Genomic DNA, 15,789 nt, shown 5'->3' with positions numbered 1-15,789 from the left:
GTACCGTACCGCGTACGACGAGCAGTCAGGAGCGTACGGCCTTACTCTCATACCGGAGGAACCGGACGTATCAGGATCTGTCCGAAGCCGTTCGCCGCTCAGTTCTTCCCAGTATGGTGGTCCCGCAGAACGCCGTACCCGACCGCCGCCCGCCCCAGCCAAGGCCCGGCGACCACGAACCGCGGTCGCGCCGCACGGCCCGCCCGCGAACCCGGAGCAGAGCAGCATTGAGCAGCCGCGAATCTGACAACGCCCACCCGACGCCCCGGCGCACGGGTCCGGACGCCTACCCGTCGGGCACACCGCCCTACGGCACGCCGGGGCTCCCCGGCGGCGACCGGGCCGACGCCGGACCGGGCACCGCGTCGGGCGGCGAGGACGACGGTCCGAAGACCGAGACCACCCTGACCACCCGGGTCCGGATCAACATCCCCGGCTCGCGTCCGATCCCGCCGGTCGTCGTCCGCAGCACCGTCAAGAACGAGGACGGCCCGGGCGATGACGCCCCGGCCGCCGCCGCCGAACCGGGCGGCCCGCGGCACCGCTCCGCGCCGACCTCGCCCGTCCTCGGTGTGATGGACGACGGCGGCCGCCAGGCCGCCCCGCCGAACCTGCCGCCGGAGTGGCAGATCCCGCCGATCCCGCCGGCGACCTCGGAGTCGGAGTCCACCGGCGCCTGGTTCCGTCCGCGCCAGAAGAAGGCCGCGACCGCCGAGTCCGCGCCGGCCGCGGCTCCGGCGACCGTTCCGGCCGGTGCCGTGGGCACCACGGAGGCCCCGGTCGCCCCCGGCGGCGCCGAGCCGCGCCCGCAGGGTGCCGGTCCGGCCGCGGGCCGGCCCGCCCGTGCCGACGGCGCCCGCAACGGCGCCCCGAACGGCCGGCCGGTGCCCTCCCAGGGCAAGCAGCCGAACCCGGCCGCCGCGCCCGCCGCGCCGTTCCACGCCGAGGCCCCGGTGGAGGAGCCCGGCGTGTACGAGGCCGCCGACCCGTTCGCGCCGGTCACCGACCCGTTCGGCACCTCCGTTCCCGACGCCGGCCCGCAGGGCCTGCCCCGGCGCAACGGCGGGCAGCAGAACCCCGGACAGCAGAACGGGCAGCAGAACGGGCAGCCGCAGAACCGTCAGCAGCGCAAGAACCGGCCGGGCGGGCCGCAGCAGCCCGGCCCGCAGAACGGCTTCCAGCCGAACGGCCACCAGGCGCCCGCGCCGCACCCGCAGGCCGGGCCGGTCACCGAGCCGAACCCGGAGGACACCTCCGTCGACGGCTTCGCGCCGATCCGCGACAACACCCCGCCGCCCGCCGCGATACCCGGGCTGCCCCGGAACGGCGCCCCGAACGGCGCCGACGGCCGTCCGCAGCCGGGCCTGTTCGCCTCGGCCCCGACCGGCACCGACCCGTTCGCCGCCCAGCGCCCGGCCGCCCCCGGCCACGGCCAGGAGGTCCCCGCCGCTCCGGCGGGCCCCGGCGCCCTCTTCCCGGGCGCGCCCGGCACCGCCGCGCAGCCCGGCGACCCGGAGGCCACCGCGGTCACCCCGCTGCCGGCCCCGGCACCCGGCCCCCGGCCCGAGGAGACCGGGAACGCCAAGGGCGGCAAGGGCGGCAAGGGCTCCAAAGCCGCCCCGGCCCCCGCTCCGGCCCCCGCCAAGGCGAAGGCCGAGCCCGCCGCCCCGGCCAGGGCCAAGCGCGGCGGGGCCGGCAAGAAGCTGGTCAAGCTGGGCGTCTACGGCGTCGTCGCGGTGCTGTTCCTCGGCGCCGCCGCGTACGGCACCGGCCTGATGCTCAACCAGTCCGACGTCCCCAAGGGCACCGTGGTGCTCGGCGCCGAGATCGGCGGCAGCAGCCGCGACCAGGCGATCCACCAGCTGGACGAGTCGGTCGGCAAGGCCGGCCAGCAGCCGCTCAAGCTGAAGATCGGCGACCAGGCCGTGGACCTCGACCCGGCGGTCGCCGGACTGAGCTTCGACACCACCGCCACCGTGGACGGCCTGGCCCAGCACAGCTACAACCCACTGGACGTCTTCAAGTCGCTCAAGGGCGGCACCAAGACCGTCGCCCCCGAGGTCAAGGTCGACAAGGCCAAGCTGAAGGCCGCTCTCGACACCCTCGCGGCCGGCTCCGGCCAGGGCCTCCAGGAGGGCTACGTCAAGTTCGGCGACGTCAACGGCGAGCCGATCGTCGTGCCCGGCCGGGCCGGCCAGGCGGTGGACTCGGCGAGCGCCCTGGACGTGATCGCGCAGGCCTACCGCGACCGCGCCGACGGCAAGCCCGAGCAGCCGATCGCCCTGGCCGTCACGGCCGCCCAGCCGAAGATCTCCACCCAGGCCCTCCAGGGTGCCGCCGACACCCTCGGCAAGCAGATCGCCGCGGGCAAGGTGCACGTCGTGGCCGGCGCCAAGTCCTGGGACTTCGGCCCGAAGACCGCCGCCAAGGCGCTCACCCTCGTTCCGGACGCCTCCGGCAAGATCGTGCCCAAGTGGGACCTCGACGCGCTCGCCGCCCAGCTGGGCACCGCGTTCGACAAGGTGAAGGTCAAGAAGAACGGCCAGGTCGCCGCGATCACCCCGCAGGACGTCGCGGACGGCATCACCTCGGTGCTAGACAAGACCGGCGACAAGGACCGCACCTTCAAGTTCGTGGTCTGACGCGGTCGGGGGGCGGCGCGTCCGCGTCCGCCGTACCCGCACCGCACGAGGGGCGGGCCCGCATCAGGGCCCGCCCCTCGACAACACCCGTCCCGGTCAGCAAGATGTGACGCCACACCATCCGCCACATCCACCCCGGGGAGCACGCCGATGCGCCGCCGCCTCCAGCACCACGGGACGGCCCTGCTCGCCGGTCTCACCGCCCTCACCCTCTCGCTGGCCCTCTGCTCCTGCACCTCCGGTCAGGACGCCGCCGAGGCGCCGACGGCCGCCCTCGCGTCGCCCAAGCTCACCTCGGTCGACATCAACCCGCACGACCGGGCCCAGCTGCGCCAGGGCGGCACCCTGAACCTGGCGATCGCCCAGTTCTCCCGCCAGTGGTCGCCGATCCACACCGACGGCAGCGAGTCCTCGACCGTCATGGTCAGCAAGCCGCTGCTGCCGACCTTCTTCCGCTCGGACGCGGCCGGCACCCAGACCCCCAACCCGGCCTACCTGCAGGAGGCGCACGCCGAGCTCAGGGACGGCCGGCAGGTGGTCACCTGGACGCTCAACCCGAAGGCCCACTGGTCCGACGGCACCCCGATCACCTGGCGCGACATCGAGGCCAACTGGCGCGCCCTGAACGGGAAGGACCCCGCCTACAAGTCCTCCAGCAGCACCGGCTTCGAGCTGGTCTCCGCGGTGGAGCGCGGCAAGGACGACTTCCAGGCCGTGATGACCTTCGACCACCCGTTCTCCGAGTGGCAGTCGATGTTCAACAGCGCCGGCAACGCCCCGCTGCTGCCCGCCGGCCGGATCTCCACGCCGGAGCTGTTCAACTCCTCCTACCTGGACGCGTTCCCGGTCACCGCCGGCCCGTTCAAGGTCGAGCAGCTGGACCGCGCCGCCCAGACCGTCACCCTGGTCGCCGACCCCTCCTGGTGGGGCGACAAGCCGGTGCTGGACCGGATCGTCTTCCACGCGATGCTGCCCGACGCGATGCCCGCCGCCTTCGCCAAGGGACAGCTCGACCTCGTCAACATCGGCCCGGACGTGGCCGGCTACCAGGTGGTCAGGAACACCAAGGGCGCCGCGGTGCGCCGGGCCGGCGGACCGGACTTCCGCCAGCTCACCCTGAACGCCCGCACTCCCGCGCTCGGCGACGCGACCGTGCGCCAGGCCGTCTTCCAGGCGATCAACCGGGACGTGGTGATCCGCTCCGACCTCAGCGGCCTGGACTGGCCCGCCGTCCCGCTCAACAACCACCTGCTGGTCACCAACCAGAACGGCTACCGCGACAACTCCCTGGGCCTGGCCCGCTACGACCCCGCAGAGGCCGCCCGCAAGCTGGACGCGGCCGGGTGGAAGCTGGACGGCGACGTGCGGAGGAAGGACGGCCGCGAGCTGAACCTGCGGATGGTCGTCCCGGCCGGCGTCAACCCGGCCCAGGCCGAGGCCGCCAACGCCACCAGAATGCTCAAGGACGTCGGCATCAAGGTCACCACCGTGACCGCCCCCGCCAACGAGTTCTTCGACAAGTACGTCAACCGCAACGACTTCGACATCGCCGCCTACTCGCTGATCGGCACCCCCTTCCCGGCCAGCGGCAACCGCGCCAACTTCGTCCAGAGCGGCGGCACCAACCACGTCGGGGCGGGCAGCCCGGCGGTGGACGCCGCGCTCGACCGGGCGGCGGCCGCGGCCGACGCCGCCACCGCCACCGAGGCGATCAACCAGGCCGACGGGGAGCTCTGGAAGGTGGCCGGCGTCCTGCCGCTCTACCAGCGCCCGCAGCTGTACGGGGCCCGAGCCGACCTCGCCAACATCGGCGCGCAGGGCCTGTCCGACATCGTCTGGGAGAACGTCGGCTTCGCGAAGTAGCCGCCGGCCGGGCCGGTCGCGGCCTCAGCCGTGCAGCGTCTCGCGCCAGTAGTGGCAGGCGCTGCGGCGGCCCGCCAGCTCCGTCCCGTGCTCGCCGGTCACCGGTGTCAGCGCGGGGAGTTCGGTCCGGCAGCGGTCCTGGGCGCGCGGGCAGCGGGGGTTGAAGGCGCAGCCCTCCGGGGGGTTCAGCAGGCTCGGCGGCAGGCCCTTGATGGCGTGCAGGTTCCGGCCCTTCTGGTCGAGCCGGGGGATGGAGTCCAGCAGTCCCCGGGTGTACGGGTGCGCGGGCCGGGCGTACAGCTCGTGCACCGGGGCCGTCTCGACGATCCGGCCCGCGTACATCACGGCGATCTTGTCCGCGACGTCCGCGACCACACCGAGGTCGTGGGTGATCAGGATCAGGCCCATGTTGTACTCGGCCTGCAGCTCGGCCAGCAGGTCCATCACCTGCGCCTGCACCGTCACGTCCAGCGCGGTGGTGGGCTCGTCCGCGATGATCAGGTCCGGCTCCAGCGCCAGCGCCATCGCGATCATGATGCGCTGGCGCATACCGCCGGAGAACTGGTGCGGATAGTCGTTCACCCGCTGCCCGGCGGCCGGGATGCGCACCCGGTCCATCAGCTCCACGGCCCGGTCCCGGGCCTCCTTGCGGGAGACCTTCCGGTGCGCCCGGAACATCTCCCCCAGCTGGTAGCCGACGCTGAGCACCGGATTCAGCGCCGAGAGCGCGTCCTGGAAGATCATCGCGATGTGCCCGCCGCGGACGGACCGCCGGGCGTTGGCCCCCATGGTCAGCAGGTCCTCGCCGCGGAACAGGATCCGCCCCGCGGTGATCCGCCCCGGCGGCATGTCCAGGATGCCCATGATCGCCTGCGCCGTCACCGACTTGCCCGAGCCGGACTCCCCCAGCACCGCCAGCGTCTCCCCCGCCGCGACGGAGTAGCTCACCCCGTTGACGGCCCTGGCGACGCCGTCCCGGGTACGGAACTCCACGTGCAGGTCGTCGACCTCCAGCAGCGGCGTCCCGGGTTCCGCGCTCCCCCGACCGCCGCCGATCAGCTCCACCGCGTCCATCAGAGCAGCCTCCCCGGCGCCGCGGCACCCACTGCTGGGCGCAGAGCAACTATCAAGGAACGGACCGCACTTGGCGAGCCTGCGGCAGATCTCTTTTCCGTCACGGGAAAGGGCGCGTCCCCGCCGGCGGGGACGCGCCCTGGTCATCGACCGGTCTCAGCCGGCGCCCTGCCCGGCCTCCCTCTCCGCCGCGAAGTGACACGCCGAGTCGTGCCGCGCCGCGCCGTCCAGCCAGGACGGCGCGGCCAGCAGCGGCTCCTCGGCCTCGCACCGCTGCTGCGCCTTCCAGCAGCGGGTGCGGAAGCGGCAGCCGGACGGCGGGTTGGCCGGCGAGGGCACGTCGCCGGTGAGCACGATCCGGTCCCGGATCTCCCGCGCCCTCGGGTCCGGCACCGGCACCGCGGAGAGCAGCGCCTGGGTGTACGGGTGGGTGGCGTGGTCGTAGATCTCCGCGTCGCTGCCGATCTCGACCATCTTCCCCAGGTACATCACGCCGACCCGGTCGGAGATGTGCCGGACGATGGAGAGGTCGTGCGCGATGAACATGTACGACAGGTTGAACTCGCCCTGCAGCTGCTCCAGCAGGTTGATCACCTGCGCCTGGACGGACACGTCCAGCGCCGAGACCGGCTCGTCGCAGATGATGATCTCCGGCTTGAGCGCGAGACCGCGGGCGATGCCGATGCGCTGGCGCTGACCGCCGGAGAACTGGTGCGGGTACCGGTTGATGTACTCCGGGTTGAGCCCGACCACGTCCAGCAGGTCCTGGACGGCCTTGCGGCGGTCGCCCTTGGGCGCCACCTCGGGGTGGATCTCGAACGGCTCACCGATGATGTCGCCGACCGTCATGCGCGGGTTGAGCGAGGTGTACGGGTCCTGGAACACCATCTGGATGTTCCGGCGGACGGCCTTCAGCCCGGCCCCGGAGAGCCGGGAGATCTCCTCCCCCTTGTAGCGGACCGATCCCGAGGTGGCCGGCTCCAGGTTCATCAGCACCTTGGCCAGCGTGGACTTGCCACAGCCGGACTCGCCGACGATCCCGAGCGTCTCGCCCTGCATCAGGTCGAAGGTGACCCCGTCGACCGCCTTCACCGCGCCGACCTGCTTCTTGAACAGGACGCCCTTGGTGAGCGGGAAGTGCTTGACCAGGTCCCGGACTTCGAGGATCGGCCGGCCGCGCGGCACCTCCTGCTCGAAGGCGACCTCCTCCTGCATCGCCGCGCCCAGTGCGCTGGACCCGTTAACGGTCATGGAGGGTCTCCTTCCAGAAGAAGCAGGCACTGCCGCGCCCCTCCAGCGGCGTCCCGTCCTCCTCGCTCACCGGGAACAGCTCCGGCACCTCGGTCCGGCAGCGGTCCTGGGCACGCGGGCAGCGGGGGTTGAAGGCGCAGCCCTCGGGGATGCGCAGGAGGTTGGGCGGCAGGCCCTTGATCGCGTAGAGCTCCTGGCCCTTCTGGTCGAGCCGGGGGATGGAGTCCAGCAGTCCCCGGGTGTACGGGTGCGCGGGCCGGGCGTACAGCTCGTGCACCGGGGCCGTCTCGACGATCCGGCCCGCGTACATCACCGCGATCTTGTCCGCAACATCCGCGACCACACCGAGGTCGTGGGTGATCAGGATCAGGCCCATGTTGTACTCCGCCTGCAGCTCGGCCAGCAGGTCCATCACCTGCGCCTGCACCGTCACGTCCAGGGCGGTGGTGGGCTCGTCCGCGATGATCAGGTCCGGCTCCAGCGCCAGCGCCATCGCGATCATGATGCGCTGGCGCATACCGCCGGAGAACTGGTGCGGGTAGTCGTTCACCCGCTGCCCGGCGGCCGGGATACGCACCCGGTCCATCAGCTCCACGGCCCGGTCCCGGGCCTCCTTGCGGGAGACCTTCCGGTGCGCCCGGAACATCTCCCCCAGCTGGTAGCCGACGCTGAGCACCGGATTCAGCGCCGAGAGCGCGTCCTGGAAGATCATCGCGATCTTCTGGCCGCGGATCCGCCGCCGCTCCTCCTTGCTCATCCTGAGCATGTCCTGGCCCCGGTAGAGGATCTCGCCGCGCGGGATCCTGGCCGGCGGCATGTCCAGGATGCCCATGATCGCCTGCGCCGTCACCGACTTGCCCGAGCCGGACTCCCCCAGCACCGCCAGCGTCTCCCCCGCCGCGACGGAGTAGTTGACGCCGTTGACGGCCCTGGCGACGCCGTCCCGGGTGACGAACTCGACGTGCAGGTCCCGCACGTCGAGCAGCGGCCCCTGGTACGGCGCCTCCTGCTCGCGCCCGGTGGTGTCCACCGCTGTACTCACGATGCGCTCCCTCGCTCAGCGAAGCTTCGGATCGAGGGCGTCGCGGACCGCGTCGCCCATCATGATGAAGGCCAGCACGGTGATGGAGAGCGCCGCGGCCGGGAAGAACATCACGTACGGCGCGGTCCGGATCACCTTCTGGGCGGAGGAGATGTCGATGCCCCAGGAGATGGTCGGCTCCTGCAGGCCGATGCCGAGGAAGCTCAGCGTCGCCTCGGTCGCGATGTAGCCGCCGAGTGCGATGGTCGCCACCACGATCACCGGCGCGACCGCGTTCGGCAGGATGTGCCGGAGCATCAGCCGTCCGGTCCCGGCCCCGAGGGCCCGGCCCGCCGTCACGAAGTCGGACTGCTTGACGGTCAGCACCGCGCCGCGCATGACGCGGGCGATCTGGGTCCAGCCGAGGACGGCCAGGGCGACCACCACGGTCCACACCGTGCGGACGGTGAACGCGTTCAGCAGCACCAGGGCGCCGAGCAGCAGCGGGATGCCGAAGAAGATGTCGACGATCCGGGAGACCACCGCGTCGACGACCCCGCCGTAGTACCCGGCGACCATGCCGGTCAGCCCGCCGAGCAGGGTGACCGCGGCGGTCACGAAGATGCCGACGGTGATCGAGGCCCGGGCGCCGTAGACCACCCGGGCGTAGATGGACCGGCCCTGGGCGTCGTAGCCGAACCAGCCGGCGCCGAAGAAGTCCGTCCAGTCCGGCCGCCGGAGGTAGTCGTGCACCAGGTCGGCCCTGCGCGGGTTGGCGTCGGTGAAGGCCCAGGGGAAGATCGCGACGAGCACCAGCAGCACGATCAGCACGACCGAGAGCAGGAAGATCGGCCGTCGGCGCAGGTCCCGCCAGGCGTCGCCCCAGAGGCTGCGGGCCTCCTCCCGCTTCTCCACGTCGGATTCGACCAGGGTCTCCTGCTCAACCGCCATGCCCTGCTCCCCCGCGTAGTCGAGACGGGAGACACCAGGCTTGGGGTGCGGTTCGTAGGAGTCCTCGTCGTGGATGTCAGACATAGCGGATCCTCGGGTCCAGGACCGCGTAGAGCAGGTCGACGAGCAGGCTGGCGACCAGGTAGATGATCACCAGGACGGTCACGATGCCGACCACGGTCGGGCCTTCCTTCTGGTTGATCGCCTGGTACAGGACGTTGCCGATGCCCTGCACGTTGAAGATGCCCTCGGTGACGATCGCCCCGCCCATCAGCGCGCCGAGGTCGGTGCCGAGGAAGGTGACCACCGGGATGAGCGAGTTGCGCAGCAGGTGGCGGGAGATGATGGTCCGCCGGGGCAGGCCCTTCGCGGTCGCGGTCCGGATGTAGTCGGCCCGCAGGTTCTCGCCGATGGAGGTCCGGGTGAGCCGGGCGACGAACGCGAGCGAGAGCGAGCCGAGGACGACCGCCGGCAGGATCAGCTGGGAGAGGTCGTAGCTGTCCTGCACCGTCGGCGTGACCCAGCCCAGGTTGGTGGCGAACACGGTCTGCGCGATGTAGGCCAGCACGAAGACCGGGATCGAGATCACCACCAGGGTCAGGATGAGCACCAGGGTGTCCGCGATGCTGCCGCGCTTCAGCCCGGAGAGCACGCCGAGGGCGAGGCCCACGATCATCTCGAAGAGAAAGGCCATCAGCGCCAGCCGGATGGTGACCGGGAAGGCGTCCGCCATGATGTCGGAGACCGGGCGGCCGGTGAAGCTGGTTCCGAAGTCCCCCTGGAAGAGGTTCCCCATGTAGTGCAGGTACTGCTTCCAGAGCGGCTGGTCCAGGTAGTACGTGTGCTTGATGCTCGCGACCACCGACGGGTCCGCGGCCTTCTCGCCGAACAGCGCGACCACCGGGTCGCCCGGCAGCGTGTAGACCATCACGAAGATCAGCAGCGTGGTGCCGAAGAACACCGGGATCATCTGCAGCACCCGCCGCAGCACGTAACTGCCCATCCGAGCCTCCTTCCTGTGTGGCCGACCGGGCCGGGCCGGTCGGCCGGGAGACCGCGCCCCGCCCTCCGTGCGGGGAGGGCGGGGCCGGTGCGCGGGGATCAGGGTCCGGGGACCAGGGCCCGGGGATCAGCCCTTGACCTCGACCTGCGTCCAGGCCGGGTTGCCGAAGGAGTCGAACTTCACGTTCTGCACCTTGGTCGAGTAGCCCGAGTTGGTGCGGTAGTACCAGAGCGGGACGGCCGGCATGCCGCTCTGCAGCACCGCCTCGGCCTGCTGGTAGCCGGTCACCGTGTCGGCGACGCTGGCGGCCTCGTCGGCCTGGGTCGCCGCCTGGTCGAACTGCGGGCTGCTGTACCCGGTGTCGTTGGACGCGGCACCGGTGCGGTACACGTCGGCCAGGAAGTTGGCGTTCAGCGGGTAGTCCTGCACCCAGCCGGTGCGGAAGGCGCCGTTGAGCTGGTGCGCGGTGATGGCCTGGCGGGCGGTCTTGAAGTCGGGCTTCGGGTCGCCGAGGCAGTCGACGCCGGTGTTCTGCCGGATCGAGTTGCAGACCGCGTCGACCCACTCCTTGTGGCCGCCGTCCGCGTTGTAGGTGATCAGCACCTTGTTGCCGGGGACGCCGCCGCCCTGCTGGATCAGCTGCTTGGCCTTGGCGGGGTCGAAGTTGCAGAAGTCCCCGCAGGTGCCGGCCTTGTAGCCCTGGACGCCCTCCGCCACCCAGGCGCTGGCCGGCGCGCGGGAGCCCTGCAGCACCGTCTTGGTGATGGTCGCGCGGTCGATCGCCATCGACAGGCCCTGGCGCACCTGGGCCTTCTCCGGGGCGGCCCAGTCGGCCTGGTAGAGGGTGAAGCCGATGTTCTGGATGGCGCCCTGCGGCGCGTCCACCGCGCGGTCGCCGAGGTCGCTCTTGTACGTGGCCAGCGCGGACGGCGGCACCTGGTCCATCACGTCCAGGTTGTTGGACTGGAGGTCGGCGTAGGCGGCCTCGGACGTGGTGTACATCTTGAAGACGACGCCGCCGTTCTTCGGCTTGTCCACGCCCTGGTAGTCCGGGAAGTTCTTGGTGACCACCTGGCTGTTGTGCGCCCAGCTGACGAACTGGTACGGGCCGTTGCCCACCGGCTTCTGCCCGTACCCGGCCGGGTCCTTGAAGAAGCCCTCGGGCAGCGGCGAGAAGGCGATGTAGCCGAGCTTGTACTCGAAGTACGAGACCTTGTGGTTCAGCTTGACGGTGAAGTGCAGGTCGTCGGTGACGGTCAGTCCGGACATCTTGTCCGCGGTCGGCTGGCCGGAGGCCGGGTGGACGTCCTGGTAGCCCTCGATGTCGGAGAACCAGGAGCTGTTGATCTGGTTGTTGGCGGGGTTGGCGCCCCAGTTCCAGGCGTCGACGAAGTTCTGGGCGTGCACCGGGGTGCCGTCGTGGAACTTCCAGCCGTCCTTCAGGGTGACGGTGAAGGTCAGCGAGTCACTGGTGTCGATCGTGTCGGCGACCTGCATCCGGATCTTGGCGTTGGTGGGGTCGTAGTCGACCAGCCCCTTGAAGAGGTTCTGGATGATGCGACCTCCGCCGACCTCGTTCGCGTTGGCGGGCTGCAACGGGTTCTGCGGCTCGTTGCTCTGGTAGCTGAAGGTCTTGCTGGCGTCCGACGAGCCGCTGCCTCCTCCGCCGTTGCTGCCACTGCACCCGGTGGCCACCAGGACCACGGACGTCGCGACGGCGAGGACCCAACGAGCACGGGCGGCTTCGGGCATGGAGGTCCCTCCTCAGGGTGTGTGTCGCATCACACCCCATGAGAAGCGCGCCCCGGCGACGGCGCGAGTCAGGTGCACCCGGACGGGTGCCGTGACCCCCTGCCGAGTTGACGCGGCGCCGGATCGCCGCAGCACCGGCTCCACGCGGTGCCCGATCGCCGCGGCGCCGGGTCCACAGATGCCGGAAGGGCCCGCGGCGCGAACGCCACGGGCCCTTCCTGGGACCAACGGGGGAATCAGGCCGCGGCCTGCTCCCGGACCTCGGGGAAGTGGCAGGCCGACTCGTGCGCGGCCGGGCCCTTCAGCAGCGAGGGGACCGCGAGCAGCGGGACCTCCTCGGAGCACCGCTCCTCCGCCTTCCAGCAGCGGGTGCGGAAGCGGCAGCCGGACGGCGGGTTGGCCGGCGAGGGGATGTCCCCGCTGAGCACGATCCGGTCGCGGGTCTCGCGCGCCGCCGGGTCCGGCACCGGCACCGCGGAAAGCAGCGCCTGGGTGTACGGGTGGGTGGCGTTCTCGTAGATCTCCTCGTCCGAGCCGATCTCGACCATCTTGCCCAGGTACATCACGCCGACGCGGTCGGAGATGTGCCGGACGATGGAGAGGTCGTGCGCGATGAACATGTAGGAGAGGCCGAACTCGCCCTGCAGCTGCTCCAGCAGGTTGATCACCTGCGCCTGGACGGACACGTCCAGCGCGGAGACCGGCTCGTCGCAGATGATGATCTCGGGCTTGAGCGCGAGACCGCGGGCGATGCCGATGCGCTGGCGCTGGCCGCCGGAGAACTGGTGCGGGTACCGGTTGATGTACTCCGGGTTCAGACCCACGACGTCCAGCAGGTCCTGGACGGCCTTGCGGCGGTCGCCCTTGGGCGCCACCTCGGGGTGGATCTCGAACGGCTCACCGATGATGTCGCCGACCGTCATGCGCGGGTTGAGCGAGGTGTACGGGTCCTGGAACACCATCTGGATGTTCCGGCGGACGGCCTTGAGGGCCGCCCCCTGGAGCGTGGAGATGTCCTCGCCCTTGAAGAGCACCTGGCCGGAGGTGGCCCGCTCCAGGTTCATCAGCACCTTGGCCAGCGTGGACTTGCCACAGCCGGACTCGCCGACGATCCCGAGCGTCTCGCCCTTCTTCAGCTCGAAGGAGATGCCGTCGACCGCCTTGACCGCGCCGACCTGCTTCTTCAAGAGGATGCCCTGGGTCAGCGGGTAGTGCTTGACCAGGTCCTTGACCTCCAGGATGTTCTCAGCCATGGAGGGTCTCCTTCCAGAGGTGGCACGCGCTGCGGCGGCCGGTGAGCTCCTTGCCGTCCTTGTCCGTCACGTGGTGCAGCGCCGGGATCTCGGTGCGGCACTGGTCGGTGGCGACGTCGCAGCGGGGGTTGAACGCGCAGCCGGCCGGAACCTTGAGCAGGTTCGGGGGCAGGCCCTTGATCGCGTACAGCTCCTGGCCCTTCTGGTCCAGGCGCGGGATGGAGCGGAGCAGGCCCTTGGTGTACGGGTGCGCGGGGTTCGCGTACAGGTCGTGCACCGGGGCGGTCTCCACGATCCGGCCCGCGTACATCACGGCGATCTTGTCCGCGACGTCGGCGACCACGCCGAGGTCGTGGGTGATCAGGATCAGGCCCATGTTGTACTCGGCCTGGAGCTCGGCCAGCAGGTCCATCACCTGGGCCTGGACGGTGACGTCCAGGGCGGTGGTGGGCTCGTCCGCGATGATCAGGTCCGGCTCCAGGGAGAGCGCCATCGCGATCATGATGCGCTGGCGCATACCGCCGGAGAACTGGTGCGGGTAGTCGTTCACCCGCTGGCGGGCGGCCGGAATGCGCACCCGGTCCATCAGCTCGATGGCCTTCTCCTTCGCCTCCTTCTTGGAGGCGCCCTGGTGCACGCGGAACATCTCGCCGAGCTGGTAGCCGACGCTGAGCACCGGGTTCAGCGAGGAGAGCGCGTCCTGGAAGATCATCGCGATCTTCCGGCCGCGGATCCGCCGCCGCTCCTCGCCGCTCATCGTGAGCATGTCCTGGCCGCGGTACAGGATCTGGCCCTGGGTCACCTTGCCCGGAGGCATGTCCAGGATGCCCATGATGGTCTGCGCCGTCACGGACTTGCCGGAGCCGGACTCGCCGAGGACGGCGAGGGTCTCGCCGGCCGCGACGGAGTAGTTGACGCCGTTCACTGCCTTGGCCACGCCGTCCCGGGTGTGGAACTCCACGTGGAGGTCCTTCACCTCCAGGAGAGGGGTGCCAACTTCAAGACGTTCGTTCTTCTGGTTGTTCTCGATCACGGTGGTCATCGGGTCGTCACCTCTTCTCTCAGCGGAGCTTCGGGTCGAGGGCGTCGCGCACCGCGTCGCCGAGCATGATGAACGCCAGCACGGTAAGGCTCAGCATTCCGGCGGGGAAGAACAGGGCGAAGGGAGCCGTACGGATCACCTTCTGGGCCGAGCTGATGTCGATGCCCCAGGAGATGGTCGGGTCCTGGAGACCGATACCGAGGAAGCTCAGCGTCGCCTCGGTGGCGATGTAGCCGCCGAGCGCGATGGTGGCGACGACGATCACCGGGGCGATCGCGTTCGGCAGGATGTGCTTGAACATGATCCGGCCGGTGCCGGCGCCGAGCGCCTTGGCCGCCGTCACGAAGTCGGCCTGCTTGACCGTGATCACCGAGCCGCGCATGACACGGGTCATCTGGGTCCAGCCCAGGGCGACCAGCGCGAAGACCACGCTCCAGACGGTGCGCGAGGTGAAGGCGTTCAGGACCACCAGCGAGCCGAGCAGCAGCGGGATGCCGAAGAAGATGTCGGTGATGCGGGAGATGATCGTGTCGACCCAGCCGCCGAAGTAGCCGGCCACCATGCCGGCGAGGCCGCCGAGGATGGTCACGCCCAGGGTGACGCAGATGCCGACCACGACCGAGGCACGGGCGCCGTAGACGATGCGGGCGTAGATGCTGCGGCCCTGGAGGTCGTAACCGAACCAGTCAGCCTGGAAGAAGTGGCTGTAGTTCGGCTTCGACAGGTAGTGGTTGCGCAGGTCGCCGGCCCGCGGGTCCACCGAGGTGAACAGCCCGGGGGCGATGGCGATGACGATCAGCAGCAGGATCAGCAGCGCGGAGATCACGAAGATCGGCTTGCGGCGCAGGTCGTGCCAGGCGTCCGAGCCGAGGCTGCGGGCCTTCTCCTGCTTCGGCGCCGGGGCGTCCGCCGCGCGCTGGGCCGGGATGTCCCCGGCGGTCTTCTTCTCGGTCAGGTCAGGCATAACGGATCCTCGGGTCCAGGACCGCGTAAAGCAGGTCGACGATCAGGCCGGCGGCCAGGTAGACGATCACGAGGAAGGCCACGAAGCCGGAGACCGTCGCGCCCTCCTTCATGTTGATCGCTTGGTAGAGCGCGTGGCCCACGCCCTGGACGTTGAAGATGCCCTCGGTCACGATCGCGCCGCCCATCAGGGCACCGAGGTCGGTACCGAGGAAGGTGACGACCGGGATCATCGAGTTGCGGAGCAGGTGGGTGCCGATCACCTTGCGCCGCGGCAGGCCCTTGGCCACCGCGGTGCGGACGTAGTCGGCCTTGATGTTCTCGGCTATGGAAGTACGGGTGAGGCGCGCGACGAAGGCCAGCGAGAGCGAGCCGAGCACCACGGCCGGCAGCACCAGCTGGGTGATGTCGTTGCTGTCCTGGACGGTCGGGGTGACCCACTTCAGGTTCTGCCCGAAGACCGTCTGGAAGATGAAGCCCAGCACCGGGACCGGGATCGAGATCAGCAGCAGGGTGAGGACCAGGGTGCCCCGGTCGAACAGCTTGCCGCGACGCAGACCGGAGTACAGGCCGATGCCGATGCCCAGCACGATCTCGATCACGAACGCGAACAGCGCCAGCCGGACCGTGACCGGCAGTGCCTCGCTGATCTTGTCGATGACCGGGCGCTGGTCCAGACCGGTGCCGAAGTCACCGGTGAGCAGCTTGCCCATGTAGTCGAAGTACTGCTGGATCAGCGGCTTGTCGAAGCCCTGCTGGTGCTTGAGAGCGGCGAGCTGCACCGGGTCCGGTGCCTTGTCGCCCCACAGTGCCGCCACCGGGTCACCGGGCAGCAAGTGCACCATGAAAAAGATGAGTGCGGTCGTTCCGAGGAACACCGGGATCATCTGGAGCAGTCGCCTTGCGACAAAGCGCCCCATCGTGCCTCCATGTATGGCCCTGCCGAGCCCGTCAACTCGGCAAGAGAAAAGTCG

General features: G+C 70.4%; 12 protein-coding genes. 2 read left to right on the top strand and 10 right to left on the bottom strand.

Annotation, left to right across the window (positions count from 1 at the left end; genetic code table 11):
* Positions 1-227: 227 nt before the first annotated feature.
* Positions 228-2,642 carry a hypothetical protein gene (locus tag ACFVUY_RS13695; protein WP_387729785.1) on the top strand — a complete coding sequence of 805 codons (2,415 nt, stop codon included), beginning with the start codon at positions 228-230 and terminating at the stop codon, positions 2,640-2,642.
* A gap of 150 nt (positions 2,643-2,792) precedes the next feature.
* Entirely contained in the window at positions 2,793-4,505 is a 1,713-nt protein-coding gene (locus ACFVUY_RS13690; RefSeq protein ID WP_387729783.1) for an ABC transporter family substrate-binding protein, read from the top strand.
* A gap of 24 nt (positions 4,506-4,529) precedes the next feature.
* Here ACFVUY_RS13690 and ACFVUY_RS13685 read toward each other — a convergent pair whose 3' ends face one another.
* The 10 genes from ACFVUY_RS13685 to ACFVUY_RS13640 form a co-directional block, all read right to left on the bottom strand.
* Entirely contained in the window at positions 4,530-5,579 is a 1,050-nt protein-coding gene (locus tag ACFVUY_RS13685) for an ABC transporter ATP-binding protein (protein ID WP_387729781.1), read from the bottom strand.
* A gap of 156 nt (positions 5,580-5,735) precedes the next feature.
* A complete protein-coding gene (locus ACFVUY_RS13680; protein ID WP_387730061.1) occupies positions 5,736-6,794 on the bottom strand; it encodes an ABC transporter ATP-binding protein in 1,059 nt (352 codons plus the stop codon).
* Positions 6,795-6,819: 25 nt separating this feature from the next.
* Entirely contained in the window at positions 6,820-7,872 is a 1,053-nt protein-coding gene (locus ACFVUY_RS13675; protein ID WP_387694224.1) for an ABC transporter ATP-binding protein, read from the bottom strand.
* A 15-nt stretch (positions 7,873-7,887) separates the two neighbouring features.
* Complete coding sequence (locus tag ACFVUY_RS13670; RefSeq protein ID WP_359899595.1) at positions 7,888-8,802, bottom strand: ABC transporter permease; 915 nt, start codon at positions 8,800-8,802, stop codon at positions 7,888-7,890.
* A gap of 76 nt (positions 8,803-8,878) precedes the next feature.
* Positions 8,879-9,805 carry an ABC transporter permease gene (locus tag ACFVUY_RS13665; protein ID WP_387729779.1) on the bottom strand — a complete coding sequence of 309 codons (927 nt, stop codon included), beginning with the start codon at positions 9,803-9,805 and terminating at the stop codon, positions 8,879-8,881.
* Positions 9,806-9,931: 126 nt separating this feature from the next.
* The gene (locus ACFVUY_RS13660; protein WP_387694222.1) at positions 9,932-11,557 is read right to left on the bottom strand and encodes an ABC transporter substrate-binding protein; all 1,626 of its coding nucleotides are present in this window, start codon (positions 11,555-11,557) and stop codon (positions 9,932-9,934) included.
* Between the two features lie 236 nt (positions 11,558-11,793).
* The gene (locus ACFVUY_RS13655) at positions 11,794-12,810 is read right to left on the bottom strand and encodes a dipeptide ABC transporter ATP-binding protein (protein WP_359899565.1); all 1,017 of its coding nucleotides are present in this window, start codon (positions 12,808-12,810) and stop codon (positions 11,794-11,796) included.
* Positions 12,803-13,852, bottom strand: coding sequence for an ABC transporter ATP-binding protein (locus ACFVUY_RS13650; RefSeq protein ID WP_387694221.1), 1,050 nt, complete (start codon positions 13,850-13,852; stop codon positions 12,803-12,805). Before ACFVUY_RS13650 ends, ACFVUY_RS13655 begins: the two co-directional genes overlap by 8 nt.
* Positions 13,853-13,871: 19 nt before the next feature.
* Positions 13,872-14,816 carry an ABC transporter permease gene (locus tag ACFVUY_RS13645; protein WP_387694220.1) on the bottom strand — a complete coding sequence of 315 codons (945 nt, stop codon included), beginning with the start codon at positions 14,814-14,816 and terminating at the stop codon, positions 13,872-13,874.
* Positions 14,809-15,735: an ABC transporter permease gene (locus ACFVUY_RS13640; RefSeq protein WP_387694219.1), complete on the bottom strand. Its 927-nt coding sequence runs from the start codon at positions 15,733-15,735 to the stop codon at positions 14,809-14,811. Before ACFVUY_RS13640 ends, ACFVUY_RS13645 begins: the two co-directional genes overlap by 8 nt.
* Positions 15,736-15,789 lie beyond the last annotated feature (54 nt).

Source organism: Kitasatospora sp. NPDC058063 (genome assembly GCF_042885395.1).
Classification (GTDB): Bacteria; Actinomycetota; Actinomycetes; order Streptomycetales; family Streptomycetaceae; genus Kitasatospora; species Kitasatospora lactacystinica.
This window is presented reverse-complemented; position numbering and strand designations above follow the sequence as displayed.